This is a genomic window from Saccharibacillus sacchari, from assembly GCF_037722395.1.
Classification (GTDB): Bacteria; Bacillota; Bacilli; order Paenibacillales; family Paenibacillaceae; genus Saccharibacillus; species Saccharibacillus sacchari_A.
Map to the genome: position 1 here is coordinate 188,256 of NZ_JBBKAR010000001.1, position 17,814 is coordinate 206,069.

Sequence of the window (17,814 nt, forward strand, 5' to 3'; positions counted from 1 at the left end):
GCATGACAGAACCTGTTCATAACCAAGACGAACTGGAGCCTTTGCGTTATCCGATCGGCCGCGCCAAAGATGCGAAGGAATCCAATGCCGGGCAACGCGAAGAATGGATCGAGCATATTCGCCGCCTGCCCGATCGACTGGAAGAAGCGATCGAAGGGTTAAACGAGGAACAATTGGATACGCCTTATCGCGACGGAGGCTGGACCGTGAGGCAGGTCGTGCATCATTTGGCGGACAGCCATATGAATGCCTACGTCCGGCTCAAGCTGGCATTGACGGAGGCAGGTCCCACGATTAAGCCCTACGAGGAAGCGGATTGGGCCAAACAGCCGGATGCTTCGGGTATGGCGGTCGGCGCTTCCTTGCTGATTCTTCGCGGCCTGCATGCACGCTGGACCTTCGTATTGGAATCGTTGACGCCCGAGCAATGGGAAAAAACGTTCTTCCATCCGGAATCCGGGCAATGGACCCGTCTGGATACCCAGGCTTCGCATTATGTCTGGCACGGACAGCACCATACTGCGCAAATCACGTCTTTGAGACAGCGTTCGGGCTGGAATTGAATAGGAAAGCAGCGGCAAAAAAAGGACTTCGTTCTCTTTTTACAAAGAGGCGAAGTCCTTTTGCTTGGAACGTTCTTGCTGATCGGCTGCCTTATTTCGATTTTCGCTTCAGCCCGGTAGGGGGAGGGCTGAAGCCGGAAACGATTAACGGAACGTGCTGTTCACGGCAGACGGCGAGTTGTCGGAAGTCGCTTGAGTTTTCGGCGTCACCGAATTGTCGGAAGCGGAGAACGTATCCGAAGAAGCATCGCGTACGTTTGACGCTGCGGCAACCGGAGTGCTTGCGATCACCGAATTTTTGCCGAGCAAATGATCAAACGAGATCAGGCCGTAACCGTACAGGTTATCGCGTCCGGCAGCGCCCAGATCGGTCGCGCTTTGTTGCAAAGCGGTGCGAATTTCGGCAGCCGTCAGGTTCGGATACGCTTGTTTCAATACGGCAACCATGCCGCTGACGAAAGGCGCTGCTGCCGATGTGCCTTCGCTGATTTTGTATTTGCCGGATACGCTGGAGCTAACGATGTTGACGCCCGGAGCCGCCAATTCGACATTGGAGCCTGTAGCGGAAAAGTCGGCGCGTTGCAGGGAAGAATCGACGGCTGCGACGGCGATGGTTTGCGGCGATTTGGCCGGGAAAGCGAGCGTGTCGCCGCTACCGTCCGCCGTGCCGTTGTTGCCTGCCGCCACGATGACCGTGATGCCTTGATCGGCCGCTTTTTGCAGCAGGTCTTGTACGGCGCTGGATTGCTGAGGGAACGACAGCGACAGGTTGATGATGTCCATATGCTGACGAATCGCCCAGTCGATGCCTTCGGCCAGCGATTGAGTCGAGCCGTTGCCGTCTTTATCCATGACTTTGACCGCATACAGCGAAGCGTCCGGTGCGATACCTTTGTACGCTTTGCCTTTGGCCCCGATGATACCGGCTACGAAAGTTCCGTGTCCGTTATCGTCGTTGTACGAAGTGACGCCTTCCACCGTCGATGTGCCGCCGCTCACTTTGAGGCCCGAAGCGTCGGAGATGCCGGTATCGAGAATCGCGATTTTTACGCCTTTGCCCGTGTATCCGGCCGTTTGCGCTTTCGACGTGTCGATCGCATTGTAGCCCCAAGCGCCTTGTTGGATTTTGGCGGCGGAGGAAGCGGCAGCCGGAGCAGCCGTCGTATCGGAAGCCGATGTCGTCACGTTTTGAGCAGCCATGCCGCTATAATTCTCGCTCAGCTCGATCGACTGGATCGAATCGCTGGCGCGAAGTTCGGCCAGGCCGGCTTCGTTCGTGCGAAGCGACATCATGTCCAGATTCCAGTAAATATGGTAGTCGAGATCGTGCGTCACGTTCAAAGCCAGACGTTCGCCGTCCTGATCGGAGTATTTAACGAAAATGTCGAAAACTTGTTTCGACATTGCTTGATTTTGAGTCGTAGATTCGACATTTTCTGAACGGTCGACTATAACAGAAACTGACAAAGTGGAAAACAGTAAAACCGATGAAATTATGGAAAACAAAAGCTTTTTACCTTTAATTTGTCGATTCATCTAAAATCCCCTACCTTTTTTAACATTTTTCGACTTTATTCGCTATTTTTATTATCGGATGTTAGAGAAAAGTTGTGAATAGATAAATTGTAAAAAATATAAAAAATAGTTCAATAAACGATTATTTTCGACAAAATTTGTTGCACTTTTTTTAACGAAGTCGACAAACATTTGGATCATAAGAAAAAAGATTGTTTTACCAAAACCAATTGCCTACAATGAATGGGGAAGACTTTTTCAAAATGTCGAAAAGAACGGAGTGGTGGATATGAACACGAAAAAACTGGCCGCTGAACGGGCTGTAGAGTCAATAGAAGAAGGAATGACGGTCGGACTCGGAACGGGGTCGACAGCTTATTTTGCGATCGAAAAGTTGGGGCAGCGTGTGCAGGAAGGATTGACGATTCGCGCGGTAGCCACTTCCAAGCGTTCGGAAGAACAGGCGCTGGGATTGGGCATTCCGATTGTTCCTTTTGCGGAAGTGGGCAGAATCGACATTACGATTGACGGTGCGGACGAAGTGGATAGGAATCTGCAACTGATCAAGGGTGGCGGAGGTGCTTTGCTGCGCGAAAAGATCGTGGCCGCGCGCAGCGACAAAATGTTCGTGATCGTAGGCGAAGACAAATTGGTGGAAACGCTCGGAGCTTTTCCGCTGCCGGTCGAAATCGTACCTTTTGCCCATGAATGGACGTTGGATACTCTGAAAGCGCTCCATCTGAATCCCAAGTTGCGGTTGGATAACGGCGACTTGTACGTGACCGATAACGGAAACTACATAGCGGACTGTCACGATGTGCAGATTACCGATCCGGCTAAGCTGCATGCGAGTCTGAATGCTATTCCCGGCGTCGTGGAAAACGGATTGTTCGTCGATATGGCGCACACGGTCATCGTAGGTCGCGAGAACGGGAGCATCGATATGATCACCAAATAAGCTGACTTGAGCGATCGCGGTACGAGCTTGATTCCGACCAAATTGGATGTTAACGAACCGACCAATTTGCATAGGAATGGGGAACTTTATTAATGGAGAAAAATAACCGAAAAACATCTTTTGCCGATCTTTCGACAGGAAATCCCGAGACGATCACGATTCTGGAAGGCGATGTGGTCACGCTTCGCAGCGTGACGCCGGCCGATTATCGCGAGCTGTACGATTTGGAGTACGGAAGCGAGGATCAGGCATGGACGGAGTGGGACGCGCCGTATTACAAAGCCGAAGAAAAGCAGGAGACGTTCGAAGAATTCGCGCAAGTGTACGATAAGATGAAAGAAGCGAACCTTTCGTGGGAGCCACGTTTATTGGTCGAAACCAAGAAGGGCGTCATGCTCGGCGTGGTGACTTCGTATTGGGAGCATAAGCCGTCCAATTGGTTGGAAGCCGGCATTGTGCTGTACCGTTCGGGGACATGGAGCCGAGGCTGCGGAACGGAAGCGCTGCGGCTATACGTCGGTTACCTGTTCCAAAAGTTGGACGTGCCGAGAGTGGGCATCACCACCTTGTCGGGCAACGAACGGATGATGCGGGCGGCGGCTCGGATCGGGATGCAAATCGAAGGCCGGATGCGCCGATGCCGAATCGTGCGCGGCGAGCTGTACGATTCGATTCGGATGGGGATTCTGCGCGAAGAATGGGACGCGCTGCATGGCTCTTCAGAAGGTTGATTTTCAGATGTCAAGTTGCGTATCCCTGCCCGGTGTGGGAAGATGGACCCAAGGCGGTAAGGGGTCATCGGCGATAAAATAATCGGGAGGGATACGCGTATGGGTATGTGGATCAGGAACGAACGACCGCGATTTTTGCGTTCTCGAAGCGGGTGGTCGGTGTGACGGTCCGTAACGAACAAACGTTGTTGGGAGATATTGACCGGCTTGCGGCGCAGGTCACGGAAGAGCACTATCGGATTCAGCCCGATTTGTTCGAACGCTACGGGAAACCGGGCTTCGAGAAATCGCGGCGCGATACCGTATATACGCTGCAATATTTGGCCGAAAGCGTCCAAATGGACAGTCCGTCGCTGTTCGTTCATTACATCGGATGGCTGAAACAGCTGTTGTCCGGCTACGGGCTCACCGATGCGGATATTCGGCTCAAGCTTGAACTCGTGCTTCGCTGTGTCCGTGCGGAACGGCGCGACGAATGGACAGACCGAATGGTCCGCATTTTGGAAATGGGCATTTTGCGCACGTCGGAGCCTGCGGAGACGCCTTCGTTCATCGCTCGGGAACATCGCCTCGGACCGGATGCGCGTTTATATCTCGACGCGCTGCTGCGGAGCGACCGGATGGAGGCTTACGCGTTGATCGACGGATTGATCGAACGCGGCGAGAGCATCCGGGATATTTATCAATATGTTTTTCAAGCTTCGCAATACGAGGTAGGATTGCTTTGGCAAACGCAGCGGATCAGCGTCGCAGACGAGCATTACTGCACGGCGATCACGCAAAGTGCCATGTCCCGGCTTTATCAGCATTGGATCGGCGACGAGCGTCCGTCTCGCGGAGGCGTGCTACTTTCGGCCTGCGTCGGCGGGGAGCTGCACGAGATCGGGCTGCGCATGCTGACGGACGTGTTTGAAATGGAGGGCTGGGATACGCATTATCTCGGCGCCAACACCGACGAAGAGCAGCTGCTGGAAGAAGTGCTGCGGCGCGGCGCGGATATCGTGGCGTTGTCGGCGACGATGACGTTTCACGTGCATATCATGAAGAAACTGATCAGCGTTCTGCGTACCGATGAACGGGCGGCCAAAGCGATCATTCTGGTCGGGGGCCTTCCGTTCAATGTCGATCCTTCGCTATGGAGAAAAATCGGCGCGGACGGTTACGCTCCTGATGCGGCAAAAGCGTTGCAGGAAGCGGACCGGCTCATGGCCGCACGCGTCCAAGGCGCGGAGCGTAAAGCACGCGAGCGGGAGGAAGCGGCCGCGGAAGGAGGGCATGAACTTGGAAGCTGAGGACAAGAACAAAATTCAACGTTTGCACGCGATCATCGAAAACCTCAACGATCGGATCGTGCGCGGTCAGATGAAGGAAGAGAAAATTCTAAACGAATTTTCGTCCACAAACAACGAGTTGGTGACTCTTCAGCGTCAGCTGGCCAAAAGCAACGTCGAGCTTGAGAAAGCCATGCGCGAAGCGCAGCGGGCCAACGATTCGAAAAGTCGGTTTCTCGCGATGATCAGCCATGAATTCCGAACGCCCATGAACGGCATCCTCGGCATGACCGAACTGCTGCGTCAAAGTCCGCTTGCATACGAGCAGCGCGGATGGACGGAATTGATCGAAGAATCCGCTTCCGAACTGCTGGGGATGGTCAACGATCTGCTCGATTTGTCCAAAAGCGATGCGGGCGCGCTGACTATCGAGGAAAAACCGTTCGATCTTCGTCTGGTAGTCGAGCATGTCGTGCAATTGCTTCAGCCGAAAGCCCAGGCCAAACGAAATATCGTCAGCGCCGAATTCGAACCGTCGACCGCCGGAATCTTAAAAGGCGATCCTACGCGCATTCGTCAAATTCTGATCAATTTGATCAACAATGCCAACACGTTTACCGAAAACGGTATGATTCAAGTCGCCGTATACCCGCTTCCCGGTTACCGTGGCAGAATTCGCTTCGAAATACGAGACAGCGGTATCGGGATTTCGCAAAAAAATATCGATACGCTTTTTCGGCCGTATGCGCAGATCGATTCGGGCGAAGCCAATGAAGGCACCGGCCTCGGCTTGATGATTTGCAAATCGCTGGTTAAGTCGATGAAAGGCGAGATCGGGGTGTTTAGCCGCGAAGAAGCGGGATCGACGTTTTGGTTCGAACTGGATCTTCCCGAGGTTGACGAGCCGCGGAAGTCCGGAGCCGCTTTATACGCCGTTTCCGACAATGTGCCGATTGCGTCGAACCTAAGCGTATTGGTCGCGGAAGACAATGCCGTCAACGGCCGTGTGATCCGTATGCAGCTTAAAAAACTGGGCGTGAATTCGGTCGAAGTCGCGGAAAACGGCCAAGCGGCGGTCGATGCGTTCCGCAGCGGTTCTTACGCGTTGATACTGATGGATAAACAGATGCCGGTGATGGACGGGACGGAAGCCGCGCGCGCTATCCGCGAGATTGAGCAAAACGAGATGCGCAAACCCGTGCCGATCGTCGCGCTGACGGGCGAAGCGACCGAAAGCGAGCGGGAAGCTTGTTTCGCGGCCGGAATGAACGATTTTTTGTCCAAACCGATCAATATGGACACGCTGAAAGCCGTGCTTCAAAAATGGGTTTCCAAACGGTCCGGGCAAGCGCTCGATCCCGATGTCATCCGCGAATTGATCGAACTGGACGAAGGAGACGATCCCGAGATTTTCCGTTCGCTGCTGGAAGTATACGAGGAAGAAACGCCGGCCAAGCTGTCGAAGCTGGAAGAGCTGGTGTGCGAGGGGAATCTCGAACAAGCGATGAGAACCGCGCACAGCCTAAAGTCGGGCAGTCTGAGTCTGGGCGTTCATTATTTTTCCGAACTGCTGGAACAGATCGAGTACAGGCTGAAAGAAGGTCAGACGGAGCAGGTAAAAGACATGCTGCCGGGATTGAACGGAGCTTACGAAGCGGCTTGCGCCGAATTGCACCGGTTTGCCTGAATGCGGGCGGACCGGTTGTTTCGTCTTCAAGGACGGAGAGCAAGTTCGCCACAATCATAATTTTTTAGGAGGATTTTATGCTGCAATCCGTTACGGAACAGGTACGCGACGACAGAGTCGCCGCTCTGGTTGAATTGGCTGTTTTTCCTGATCCCGAACAAGTGGAACAGGCGCTCGCTTTTTACGAGCAAAACGAAGAAGCTGAGCTTTTGGCTTATATCGAGCAAGGCGAGATGCTCGGCGTCGTGGGGTTCAAGCCCAGCGGCGACAAAGAAATCACGATCACGCATATCGCGGTTGATCCGGGCAGCCGCGGACTCGGCTACGGGCGGGGAATGCTGCTCGACCTGATGGTTCGGGAGCGTCCCGAGCGCGTTATTGCCGAAACAGACGAAGAAGCGGTCGACTTTTACCGCAGCGTCGGTTTTTCCGTGATCGGTCTGGGCGAAAGCCCGTCCGGGTTGGAACGTTTCCGCTGCGTGTACGAAGCGGACGAGGAAGAATAAAATCGGGCACGTCCCAAAAAAATCGAAAATGCCGTGGGAGGGTCCGCGTATGGGAACGTTTTTGATTCAAAGAGCTCAAATCGTGACGATGAACAGGATGCAGGAAGTTTTTTTCGGCGATCTGCTGATAAAGAACGATGTGATCACACAAATCGGGCCCGACTTGTCCCATGTTCAGGCGGACCGGGTGATCGATGCAGGCGGAAAGGTATTGCTGCCCGGGTTCATTCAGACGCATGTGCATCTATGTCAGACGTTATTTCGCGGCAGGGCTGACGATCTGGAGCTGCTGGACTGGCTTCAACAGCGGATATGGCCGCTTGAAGCCGCACATGACGAGGAATCCGTCTACTATTCGGCGATGCTGGGTATAGGCGAATTGATCTCTAGCGGAACGACAACTTTGCTCGATATGGAGACGGTGCACCATACCGATTCCGCATTTCGCGCCATGGCGGAGACGGGGATTCGAGCCGTGTCCGGCAAGGTGATGATGGACCACGGCAGCGAGGTTCCGCAAGCGCTTCAGGAGAATACGGCACAATCTCTGGAGGAAAGCGTTCGGTTATTGGAAAAGTGGAACGGCTACGACGGAGATCGCCTTCAGTATGCTTTTTGCCCGAGATTCGTCGTGTCTTGTACGGAAGAGCTGTTAATCGGTGTCCGGGATCTGTCTGAGCGCTACAACGTTCGGGTACATACGCATGCTTCCGAGAATCGCGGCGAGATCGAAGTGGTAGAGAATGAACGGGGAATGCGCAATATCGTTTACCTGGATCATCTGGGGCTGGCCAAGCCGAATTTGATTCTGGCGCATTGTATCTGGCTGGATGAACAGGAGAAAGAAATTATTCGCGAGCGGGGCGTCAAAATGACACATTGCCCCGGCTCCAACCTGAAGTTGGCTTCCGGTATCGCTGAAGTTCCGGATATGCTGAGTCGCCATGTGCCGGTAGGATTGGGAGCGGACGGCGCGCCGTGCAACAATAATCTCGATATGTTCCAGGAGATGCGCTTGGCAGCCTTGATTCAAAAACCGATACATGGACCCACTGCCATGGATGCCCGAACCGTTCTACGCATGGCGACGATGGGCGGTGCAGAGGTGTTGGGTATGGAACAAGAGATCGGCAGTCTGGAAGTCGGTAAAAAGGCGGATATGATCCTGCTGGACCTGTACGACTTCCATACCTTCCCTTCGCATGAGGTCGATATCTACTCCCGCATTGTCTACTCGGCTACGCGCGGCAATGTCGATACCGTCATCATTGACGGTAAAGTCGTAATGGAAAACCGGCTGATGCGTACCCTCGACCGCGATATCGTACTGCGCGAAGCAGATCGTTCCATTGCGCGGCTGGTTAAACGCATTTAATAAAGATCAATCGAGAAACTCCAACGTAGCTGGAAGCGAGAAGACGGAGAGGAAAATTCAGTTCAAGACGCCTTTGAACTCGGAAAATTCCTTATTCAAATCCCATCCATTTTCCGAGTGAGACAGCGAATTGAACTGAATTTTTTCTCGCAGTCTTCTCGCTTCCCCGCGCCCACGTGACTTTCTCGCCAGCCTGACCTTTCCTCGATTTCGGGAAAGGTCTTTTTTTCAATCCGTTTGACAGCCGAACCCAAAAGTTTTATAGTTTCACTATTGAATAGTTTCATAGTCGAACAATTCGATTAGAGAATCAATCTGGAAAAGGAGGGAATGCAATGGACGAACGGACCCGTAAAAGCAAAGAGCTTCCGCCCGAAGATACGAAAAAACTCATCAATAAGTTCCTCGCTTCGTGGATGGCGATTGAACGGGAGATGGGTTCGGTTGTGCGCAGACAAATGAGCATGGATTTGACAAGCGACCAATATTATCTGCTTCAACATATCATGCAATACGGTCCGCGCACGTCATCCGAGCTGGCGGATACGTTCAAAGTGGTCAAAAGCTCGATTACGGCGATCGTCACGCGATTGGTGGATCGCGGACTGATCGAACGCACACGCAGCGAAGAAGATCGACGGACCGTCTATTTGTCGCTTACCGAGAATGGTCAACAAATCGCCGAGCAGGTGGAACGGCGAATCTCGGAAGCCGTCGGTGGTTATTTGAGTCATTTTGAAGAAAAAGAAATTTCGATGGTTATGGCGGCATTTGAAAAGCTGGCTGAACTGGTCATCGAAGATGGAGGCAGAGATAAAGAATGAGAACCATACTGAAAGCCAGATGGATCGTTTTGGTTGTCTGGCTTGTTGCGGCGGTCGGGTTATTTTTGACAGCGCCGTCCATGTCGGATTTGGTCCGGGAAAAAGGCGGAATCGCGGTTCCGGAAGGCTACACGTCCACGGAAGCTTCGGCGATTCTGTCGGAATTGGCGGCCCAGGAGGGGGGAGCGGAAGGGACGACGATTGCGCTCGTTTTCCATAATCCCGACGGGTTGACCGCCAAAGAGAAGGAACAGGCCAAGCAAGCGGTGGACGCGATAGAAAAAGACAAAGAAAATCTGCACGTCACTGCGATCCTGAGTCCGTTCGACCAGCCGGAGCTGGAAGATCAGATGATTTCGGAAAACGGGCAAACCATTCTTGTTTCGCTTACTGCCGAAGTTGCGGAAGGCGAAGCGGCCGAAGTACAAAGCGGCTTGGAGACGACGCTTGCTCCGTATGAGGTCGAGCATTATCTGACCGGTCAGTCTTTGATTAATGAAGACACGGTTCGCAGCTCGGAAGAAGGGCTGAAAAAGTCGGAATATATTACGGTCGTCTTTATTCTGTTGATTCTGGTACTGGTATTCCGCTCGGTCGTAGCACCGTTCGTACCTTTATTGACTGTGGGGCTCAGTTATATCGTTTCGCAGAGTATCGTATCGTTTTTGGTTGATCGGTTCGACTTCCCTTTATCCAACTTTACGCAGATCTTCATGGTTGCGGTCATGTTCGGGATCGGGACGGACTATTGTATTCTGTTGATCAGTCGGTTCAAGGAAGAGATGGGCCGCACCGAAAACAAATGGGATGCGATCGTCGAAACGTACCGAACAGCGGGACGCACGGTTATCGTATCCGGTATTGCCGTGCTGGTCGGCTTTGCGGCTATCGGATTGTCGCAATTCATGCTGTATCGCTCGGCGGTGGCTGTAGCGGTCGGTATCGCGATCATGCTGCTGGCAATGGTGACCATCGTACCGTTCTTTATGGCCGTACTGGGTCAAAAAATGTTCTGGCCTTCCCGCAAAGCGATGGGACATAGCGAAAACCGTCTATGGGGCTGGGCCGGCAAGTTTTCGATCAAACGTCCGTGGGCGGCTATGCTGATCGTACTGGCCGTATCGCTTCCGTTCCTGCTTACGTCGAGCGGAAAACTGTCGTTTAACAGCCTTGAAGAGATTCCGGGTAATTACGAGTCGGTGCAAGGCTTCAATATTATTTCGGACAGCTTCGGTGCAGGGCAAGCCATGCCAGCCAAGATCGTAGTTAAAAATGATCAGGCTATGGACAATGCGGAATACGTGGCGATTGCCGAACGGATCAGCCGCGAAGTCTTGAAAGTTGACGGCGTGGACAGCGTACGCAGTGCCAGCCGTCCGACAGGCGAAGAACTAAAAGACTTCAGCGTGGCTGATCAGGCGGGCACCCTGAAAGACGGTCTTGGCGAAGCCAATGACGGTCTAACCAAAATTCAAGACGGTCTGGCTGACGCCAGCAAGCAAATGAGCGATAACGCTCCGCAGATCGAAGAAGCCGCTTCCGGCGCGGATCAACTCGTCAGCGGAACCGAAGATTTAAAAGCCGGGGTTGTACAGCTCGGCGACGGGTTGTCGCAAATCGAAACCGGCATTCGTTCGGGCGCAACCGGTGCAGGAGATTTGCAAGCCGGCCTCGCTCAAATGAAAGCCAGCGCGCAACAACTTGCCGATGCACACGCGCAGCTGTTGGCAGCGTATCAACAGGTCGGCACAGGCTTGACAGCGCTTGACGGCGGGCTATCCCAGATCGGAGAGCAGTTGAATACGGTGTCCGGCGCGCTTGCAAGCGTTCAAAGCAACTTCGGCAGTCTGGAGCAAAAGTTCCCGGAATTGCTTCAGGATCAGGATTACCTGACGATTCGCGGAACAGTGACGCAGACCGGTCAAGGTACGGCTGCATTGGCTGAAGCGTTCGGCCAGATTCAAGGACAGGTCTCGCAAGTTGCCGCCGGAGTCGGTCAAGCCAATCAGGGCTATGCTCAGGCGCTCGACGGTCAAAATCAGTTGACCGGAGGCTTCGATCAATTGATCGCAGGTATCGAGCAACTGCAAAGCGGCCTGAATCAGGCGGCAGACGGTCAAGGTCAAATCGTCGGTCAGGTCCCCGAACTGACGGAAGGTCTGGATCAGCTTCAAGACGGTCAACAGCAGATCGGTCAAGGTTTCAAAGATCTGTCCGGCCAGTTAACGCAATTGACAGACGGGCTTGATCAAAGCGTGGACGGTCTGAAGCAAGTCGGAGACGGTCTGGGATCGGCTCAAGATTACTTGACTCAGCTTCAGGAAAATTCAGACTCGGAGCTTGGCGGTTGGTTCATGCCGCAGGAAGCGCTCGAAAATGAAGACTTCCAACAAGTATTCGACACCTATATGTCCAAAGACCGCAAGATTATGACGCTTGACGTTGTGTTGTCGGACAATCCGTATAGCGCCGAAGCGTTGGCGAACATGGATGATATCCGCGCAGCCGTGGATCGCGGTACGAAGGGGACTGCGCTGGAGCAAGCCGACGTCGCGATCAGCGGCGTAACCAGCACCTTCGCCGATCTTCAAACGGTATCCAATGCGGACTATAACCGAACCGTGTATCTGATGATGGGCGGCATACTGATCATCTTGATCTTGCTGCTTCGTTCGATCATTATGCCGCTCTATCTGATGCTCTCTCTATTCGTGACGTATTATGCGGCGATCGGGGTAACGGAAGCGATCTTCGTGCATCTGCTCGGATACTCCGGCATTACCTGGACGACGCCGTTCTTCGGCTTCGTGATGCTGATCGCGCTCGGCGTCGACTACAGCATCTTCCTGATGGATCGCTTCAACGAAAACCGCGATCTACATCCGAGAGAAGCGATCGTGCAAGCGATGCGCAGCATGGGTACCGTTATCTTGTCGGCCGTCCTGATCCTGAGCGGAACCTTCGCTTCGATGATTCCTTCAGGCGTCCTCTCGATGATGCAAATCGCGACCGTCGTTTTGGCGGGACTTGTGATTTACGCGCTGTTCATGCTTCCGTTCTTCGTTCCTGTTATGGTGAAAACTTTCGGCAAAGCCAACTGGTGGCCGTTCTTGAGGGATAGCGAAAGAGCGGGCGGCAGTAAGGAGTAGGCTTTAACTTGTGGCCGTGCTGAGGCGCTGCGGAGTTGTAGGGCCTGCGATCGCTGTTTCAATTGGATTCCCTCTGATGGTATAAAAGCGTTGTGGGAATCCAATTTCAAAGGCGAGCGCTTATAGCATATGCTTCCGAAGTGCATTTCTTCGAAATGCTTAGCTCCTACAACTCCTCCGCTGGGCGCGCGTGTACAAGTTACATTCTCTTCCCTCAATGACTAGGGAAGAGAACATATAAAAGAAGAAGCGTTTCCCTGTACATAGGGAAACGCTTCTTCTTTATGTTTTTATTATAAAAAAATGTGCAGAGTGAAGCGCCAAGCGGAGGGAGAAATTCAGTTTAAGACGCCTTTGAACCCGGAAAGATTCCTTATTCAAATCCAATCAAATTTCCGGGTGAGACAGCGTCTTGAACGAATTTCTCCCGCAGCGCCCGCTCTTCCCGGCGAATCGAAGTTCGCCAGATCAAGAGATGGCGTGTGCTTCGCACGACGCAAGACCTCAAAGTGCACTTCGAGCACTCAAAATGTACTTCGCTTCATCCAGCGGATTGATACCGTTTCGAGTTCTTGACGCTTCCGTACCTTCCGGCGCTTCCTGATAGCCGTCGAAAGAAGCGGTCATCACGCCTTTTCCGGCGCTGAACGAGCGCAAATCAGCCGAGTAGTCCATCGAAGTCGAAGCCGGGACGGTGCCTTCGACGACAAAGCGTTCTCCTTCTATAGAAGGAGAAGCGAATTCGGCTCTCATGCGGGACAGATCGCTCATCACGCGGCCTGCGTGTTCTTCCGGTACGGAGATGCGGAAGCGCAGGATCGGTTCAAGCAGTGTCGTGCCGCCTGCGGCCAGGCCGTTCATGATGCCCATCGGCGTCGCGACTACGAAATCGAGAGGATGGGTATGCCAGACGTGGTGCTGGCCGTAGGTCAGGGTAACGATAAGGTCGGTGACTTCCCAGCCGTATAAACCTTGTTTTAAAGCTTCGGGAACGCGGCGTTCCACTTCGTTTTGATAAGCAGGCAAAATATCGTCGGCGCGGGCTTGGGAGCGGTAGACCAAGCCGCTGCCGCGTTCGCCGGGTTCGATCGTAAAGTGCAGAATCGCCCAACAAGGCTTCGGCATGAGGTAGGCGACGCGCCCTTCGCAGATTTTCGTCGGCGTTTCTTTGTAAATAACGGCCGGAGGTCCGAAGCCGACGTTCAGATCAAAGCGGGATTTCAGCATGCTGGTTAGAACTTCGAGTTGGATCGCGCCCATCATGCGGACATGCAATTCGCGCAGTTCCGGCAGCCAGGTAAGACCGAGTAGAGGATCTTCGTCGGTCAGTTCCTGAAGGGCTTCGGCTGTACGTACATAATCGGCTTCACGGTCCGGCAGGACGCGTGCGGTCATTAGAGGTACAGCCATTTCCGGAGCTTGGGGTACGAATTGAGGATCGCCGACGATGTCGCCGATCTCGGCATTCGGCAGACCATAGATCGCAGCGATATCACCCGCTCCGATCTCGCCCGCATCGGTGCGTTTGAGACCGTCCAGCACCCGGATTTGCGTGATTTTGTGTTCTTCTTCTCGGTTGCCGAGGCGGACAGTATCACGGTTGCGCAAATGGCCGCCATAAAGGCGCACCCAAGCTGCGCGGCCCATCGAGCGCTCGCGTTCGATCTTGAACACGATACCCGCCAGCGAGGGCTTGGGAGGCGGCGCAGGCAAAAAGGTCAGCATCGCGTCAAGCAGCTCCGTGATGCCGATTCCTTTTTGTGAACAGCCGCAGCAGACTGGGAAGAGTTCAGCGGCGGCGGAGTGTTTGGCGATAAGCGCGGCCAGTTCGTTTTCGCTGGGAAGATCGCCTTCGATATAGCGCAGCATCAGCTTTTCGTCGAACTCGGCGATCACTTCGGTCGCTGTGCTGCGAAAAGCCTCGACTTCGATGTCCGGTGAAGTTGCAGATTGCGCCGTAGCCGGAAACCCCTGCGATCCGGCATCGTTTTGCCATAATTCCGCAATCGCAGCAAACGAATCGTCAGCAGCATAAATCGGCATCTGTACGGGCAGTGCCGAGGGGGAGAGCAGACGACGGATATCGTTCAGCGTACGTTCGAACGAAGCGCCGATCCGGTCAAGCTTATTGATATAGATAACAGTCGGAATGCGCATCATGCGTAAAGCCTGCCATAGCACCTCGGTCTGTGCCTGAACGCTTTCGGCGGCCGAAACGATCAATACCGCGCCGTCCATAACGCCTAGCGAACGCTCTACTTCAGCCAGAAAATCGGCGTGTCCGGGCGTATCGATCAGATTGATTTTGTGCCCTTTCCAAGTTAAAGAAGCCGAAGCCGCTTTCACCGAAATGCCTCGTTCGCGTTCCACGTCCAGGGAGTCGGTCGAGGTGGTGCCTGCATCGACGCTGCCCAGGGATCGGATGCTTCCGCTGCGGTATAGCATATATTCCGTTGTCGTTGTTTTTCCGGCATCTATATGGGCAAAGACGCCGATATTTCGAATGGTCGGAGCTATATTCAAAAAGGTTCAACCTCGATTCCATGCAGAGTGAGTCCAACGCTTCATTGTATCACGATAACGCTTTCTTGTAGAACTTGCCTAGAGCGGCTGAACGTTGCGCGGAAGCGGATTCCTATAAAAAAGCACCGTTTTCCCGGAACGGAATGCTCAATCCGGAAGAAACGGTGCTTGAATATGTTTATTTTTGCGGTTTGATCGTATACGTGAATTCCCAGACGGCTTGGTTGCCCGAATAGCGGCCGCGATTTTCGGTAACCGTTACTTTCAACTTGACGGTTGTGCCCGAGGCGGATACCGAGGAAGTTTTGACGGTTTTGGTCGTTTCGCCGACATCCGGAATTTTGTCTTGTTCTTCGGCGTAAGCATATAGCTTGATATTGCCGGACGAGACTTTGGTACTTGAACCTTCGGCGATGCTTTTTCCGTTTACTTCGCCTTCCGTATACCATTCGTTGCCGACGTGATTGTTCGAGACCAGACGCGCACTTTGGAAAGTCACGACGTATGTACTCGCGGCAGACGCTTGACTGGGTGCATACAGACCGCCGAGCGCCACAGCCAGCGCGATCAGCAGGATTCCCGATGCTTTCGTAAATATCCTGTTCATTGCTTCAATCCCCTTTTTTGTTTTAATAATGGAACTTTATCAGTTTAAAGGTAAATGAGTCTTGCTGTATAGGGCTTTTTGTTAAAAAATAGGACTCAATTCCCGAACTTGCGAGAGTCGAGCCTTTTCGTGATCAATACAGGCCTTGAAATCATGGATCAGTTTTTGCCGTTAGGATAAACCACCCCAAAACAATCACAGCAAGCAGTACGTTTCAAAAAAGAGATTTGGCGCGCGAGGTCATGATAGCGTTGCGCTCGTCCAAACATTCCTCGGAAGTTCATCATTCGAATTTCCGGGCTGCATCGCTCAAGCTGTCGCTTTCTGGGTAAATGGGGAAAGGAAGGGCTTGCTCGCCGATATGTCAGCCCTCGTACAACCATAACTTGTAGGGAGGAATTACGAATATGGGAACAGGCATGGAAGCCAATAAGCAAAAAGAGTTTTGGAAAGAAGCCGTCGTGTACCAAATTTATCCGCGCAGCTTTATGGACAGCAACGGAGACGGCGTAGGCGATCTGCGAGGCATTATTTTAAAACTCGATTATTTGAAAGAACTCGGCGTGGACGTCATCTGGTTATCGCCCGTGTACAAATCTCCAAATGACGACAACGGTTACGATATCAGCGATTACGAAGACATCATGGACGAGTTCGGCACGATGTCGGACTGGGAAGAGCTGTTGGCAGGGCTGCATGAGCGCGGGATCAAACTGATGATGGATCTGGTCGTCAACCATACTTCGGACGAGCATCCTTGGTTTGCCGAATCGAAAAACAACCCGGACGGCGAGTACGGCGATTATTACGTGTGGCGCGACGCGGCTCCGGACGGCGGCCTGCCGAACAACTGGGAGTCGTTTTTCAGCGGTCCGGTCTGGGAGTACAGCGAAGAACGCGGCCAATATTATTTGCATCTGTTTTCGAAAAAGCAGCCGGATCTGAATTGGGAAAACGAAAAGGTGCGCCAGGCTGTTTATAAAATGATGAAGTTCTGGCTCGATAAAGGCGTGGACGGTTTCCGTATGGACGTTATCAACCTGATCTCCAAAGTGGAAGGCTTGCCTTCGAACGGAACGGCTCCGATCGCGGACGGCAGCAAGTATTACGTCGACGGACCGCGCATTCATGAGTTTTTGCAGGAAATGAATACGGAAGTACTATCGAAATACGACATTATCACGGTCGGCGAGATGCCCGGCGTGACGGTGGAAGAAGCGAAAAAGTACACAGCCGAAGAGCGCAAAGAACTTCAAATGATTTTCCAATTCGAGCATATGCGTCTGGACGGCGGACCGGGCGGGAAATGGGATATCGTGCCGTGGAAGCTTCCGCAGTTGAAAAAGGTTATGGACAAATGGCAGGTCGGACTGGCGGAGCAAGGCTGGAACAGTCTGTACCTCAATAACCACGATCAGCCGCGCATGGTGTCGAGATTCGGCAACGACGGCGAGCATCGCGTTCCGTCCGCCAAGCTGCTCGCTACGCTGCTGCACACGCTCAAAGGCACGCCGTACGTGTATCAGGGCGAAGAACTCGGCATGACCAACGTCAAATTCCCGATGATCGACGAATACAAAGATATCGAGAGTCTGAATATGTACAACGAGCGCGTGACGCACGGCGGAGCCGATCCGGGCACGGTAATGGCGGCGATCCAGACGAGAGGACGCGACAATGCCCGCACTCCGGTGCAGTGGGACGATAGCGATCACGCCGGATTTACGACAGGCACGCCGTGGATCGGAGTGAACGCGAACTACAAAACGATCAATGCCAAGCAGCAGTTGGGCGATCCCGGCTCGGTGTTCAACTACTACAAAGAACTGATCGCGCTGCGCAAAAGTCATCCGATCTTGTCCTACGGCGATTACGAACTGCTGCTGCCCGATCATGAGACGATCTATGCCTACACGCGAACGCTCGGAGACGAGACCTGGCTGACTGTGCTGAATTTCTCGACAGAGCCGACTCTTTTCGAATGGCCGGGTAATCTTTCGGAACGGCAAGCGACGCTCGTGATCGGGAATTACGGCGACGAAGATCCGGACCAGCAGCAATGGCGTCCTTACGAAGCAAGGGTTTATCGACTAAACTGATATTCG

At 53.3% G+C, this 17,814-nt stretch carries 13 protein-coding genes; 10 read left to right on the top strand and 3 right to left on the bottom strand.

All coding sequences use genetic code 11. From position 1 onward, the window contains the following. The first annotated feature begins 2 nt into the window (after positions 1-2). A complete protein-coding gene (locus tag WKI47_RS00945; protein WP_425355414.1) occupies positions 3-563 on the top strand; it encodes a YfiT family bacillithiol transferase in 561 nt (186 codons plus the stop codon). A gap of 144 nt (positions 564-707) precedes the next feature. On the opposite strand, the gene WKI47_RS00950 is transcribed toward WKI47_RS00945, so the two are convergent. Then, positions 708-1,967, bottom strand: a complete 1,260-nt coding sequence (locus WKI47_RS00950) for a S8 family peptidase (RefSeq protein ID WP_340225309.1) — start codon at positions 1,965-1,967, stop codon at positions 708-710. A 400-nt stretch (positions 1,968-2,367) separates the two neighbouring features. On the opposite strand from WKI47_RS00950, the gene rpiA reads away from it, so the two are divergent. The 8 genes from rpiA (at position 2,368) to WKI47_RS00990 (ending at position 12,579) form a co-directional block, all read left to right on the top strand. Next, on the top strand, positions 2,368-3,036 hold the full coding sequence (rpiA, locus tag WKI47_RS00955; RefSeq protein ID WP_340225310.1) for a ribose-5-phosphate isomerase RpiA: 669 nt from the start codon (positions 2,368-2,370) through the stop codon (positions 3,034-3,036). Between the two features lie 92 nt (positions 3,037-3,128). Next, positions 3,129-3,767 (top strand): GNAT family protein, encoded by a 639-nt coding sequence (locus WKI47_RS00960; RefSeq protein ID WP_340225311.1) that lies wholly within the window; start codon positions 3,129-3,131, stop codon positions 3,765-3,767. A 107-nt stretch (positions 3,768-3,874) separates the two neighbouring features. Further along, on the top strand, positions 3,875-5,059 hold the full coding sequence (locus WKI47_RS00965) for a cobalamin B12-binding domain-containing protein (RefSeq protein WP_340225312.1): 1,185 nt from the start codon (positions 3,875-3,877) through the stop codon (positions 5,057-5,059). Then, positions 5,049-6,725 (top strand): ATP-binding protein, encoded by a 1,677-nt coding sequence (locus WKI47_RS00970; RefSeq protein WP_340225313.1) that lies wholly within the window; start codon positions 5,049-5,051, stop codon positions 6,723-6,725. The genes WKI47_RS00965 and WKI47_RS00970 overlap by 11 nt, the downstream gene beginning before the upstream one ends. Before the next feature lie 77 nt (positions 6,726-6,802). Beyond that, positions 6,803-7,231: a GNAT family N-acetyltransferase gene (locus WKI47_RS00975; protein ID WP_340225314.1), complete on the top strand. Its 429-nt coding sequence runs from the start codon at positions 6,803-6,805 to the stop codon at positions 7,229-7,231. 49 nt (positions 7,232-7,280) lie between these two features. Further along, complete coding sequence (locus WKI47_RS00980; protein ID WP_340225315.1) at positions 7,281-8,606, top strand: 5'-deoxyadenosine deaminase; 1,326 nt, start codon at positions 7,281-7,283, stop codon at positions 8,604-8,606. 335 nt (positions 8,607-8,941) lie between these two features. Next, positions 8,942-9,430 (top strand): MarR family transcriptional regulator, encoded by a 489-nt coding sequence (locus tag WKI47_RS00985; protein WP_340225316.1) that lies wholly within the window; start codon positions 8,942-8,944, stop codon positions 9,428-9,430. After that, the gene (locus tag WKI47_RS00990; protein ID WP_340225317.1) at positions 9,427-12,579 is read left to right on the top strand and encodes an MMPL family transporter; all 3,153 of its coding nucleotides are present in this window, start codon (positions 9,427-9,429) and stop codon (positions 12,577-12,579) included. The genes WKI47_RS00985 and WKI47_RS00990 overlap by 4 nt, the downstream gene beginning before the upstream one ends. A gap of 504 nt (positions 12,580-13,083) precedes the next feature. Here the strand turns inward: WKI47_RS00990 and WKI47_RS00995 are convergent. Continuing rightward, a complete protein-coding gene (locus WKI47_RS00995; protein ID WP_340225318.1) occupies positions 13,084-15,102 on the bottom strand; it encodes a translation factor GTPase family protein in 2,019 nt (672 codons plus the stop codon). 178 nt (positions 15,103-15,280) lie between these two features. Further along, positions 15,281-15,709, bottom strand: a complete 429-nt coding sequence (locus tag WKI47_RS01000) for a hypothetical protein (RefSeq protein ID WP_340225319.1) — start codon at positions 15,707-15,709, stop codon at positions 15,281-15,283. Between the two features lie 407 nt (positions 15,710-16,116). Here WKI47_RS01000 and WKI47_RS01005 point away from each other — a divergent pair, with 407 nt between their 5' ends. Next, positions 16,117-17,808 carry an alpha-glucosidase gene (locus WKI47_RS01005; RefSeq protein ID WP_340225320.1) on the top strand — a complete coding sequence of 564 codons (1,692 nt, stop codon included), beginning with the start codon at positions 16,117-16,119 and terminating at the stop codon, positions 17,806-17,808. Positions 17,809-17,814: the final 6 nt, after the last annotated feature.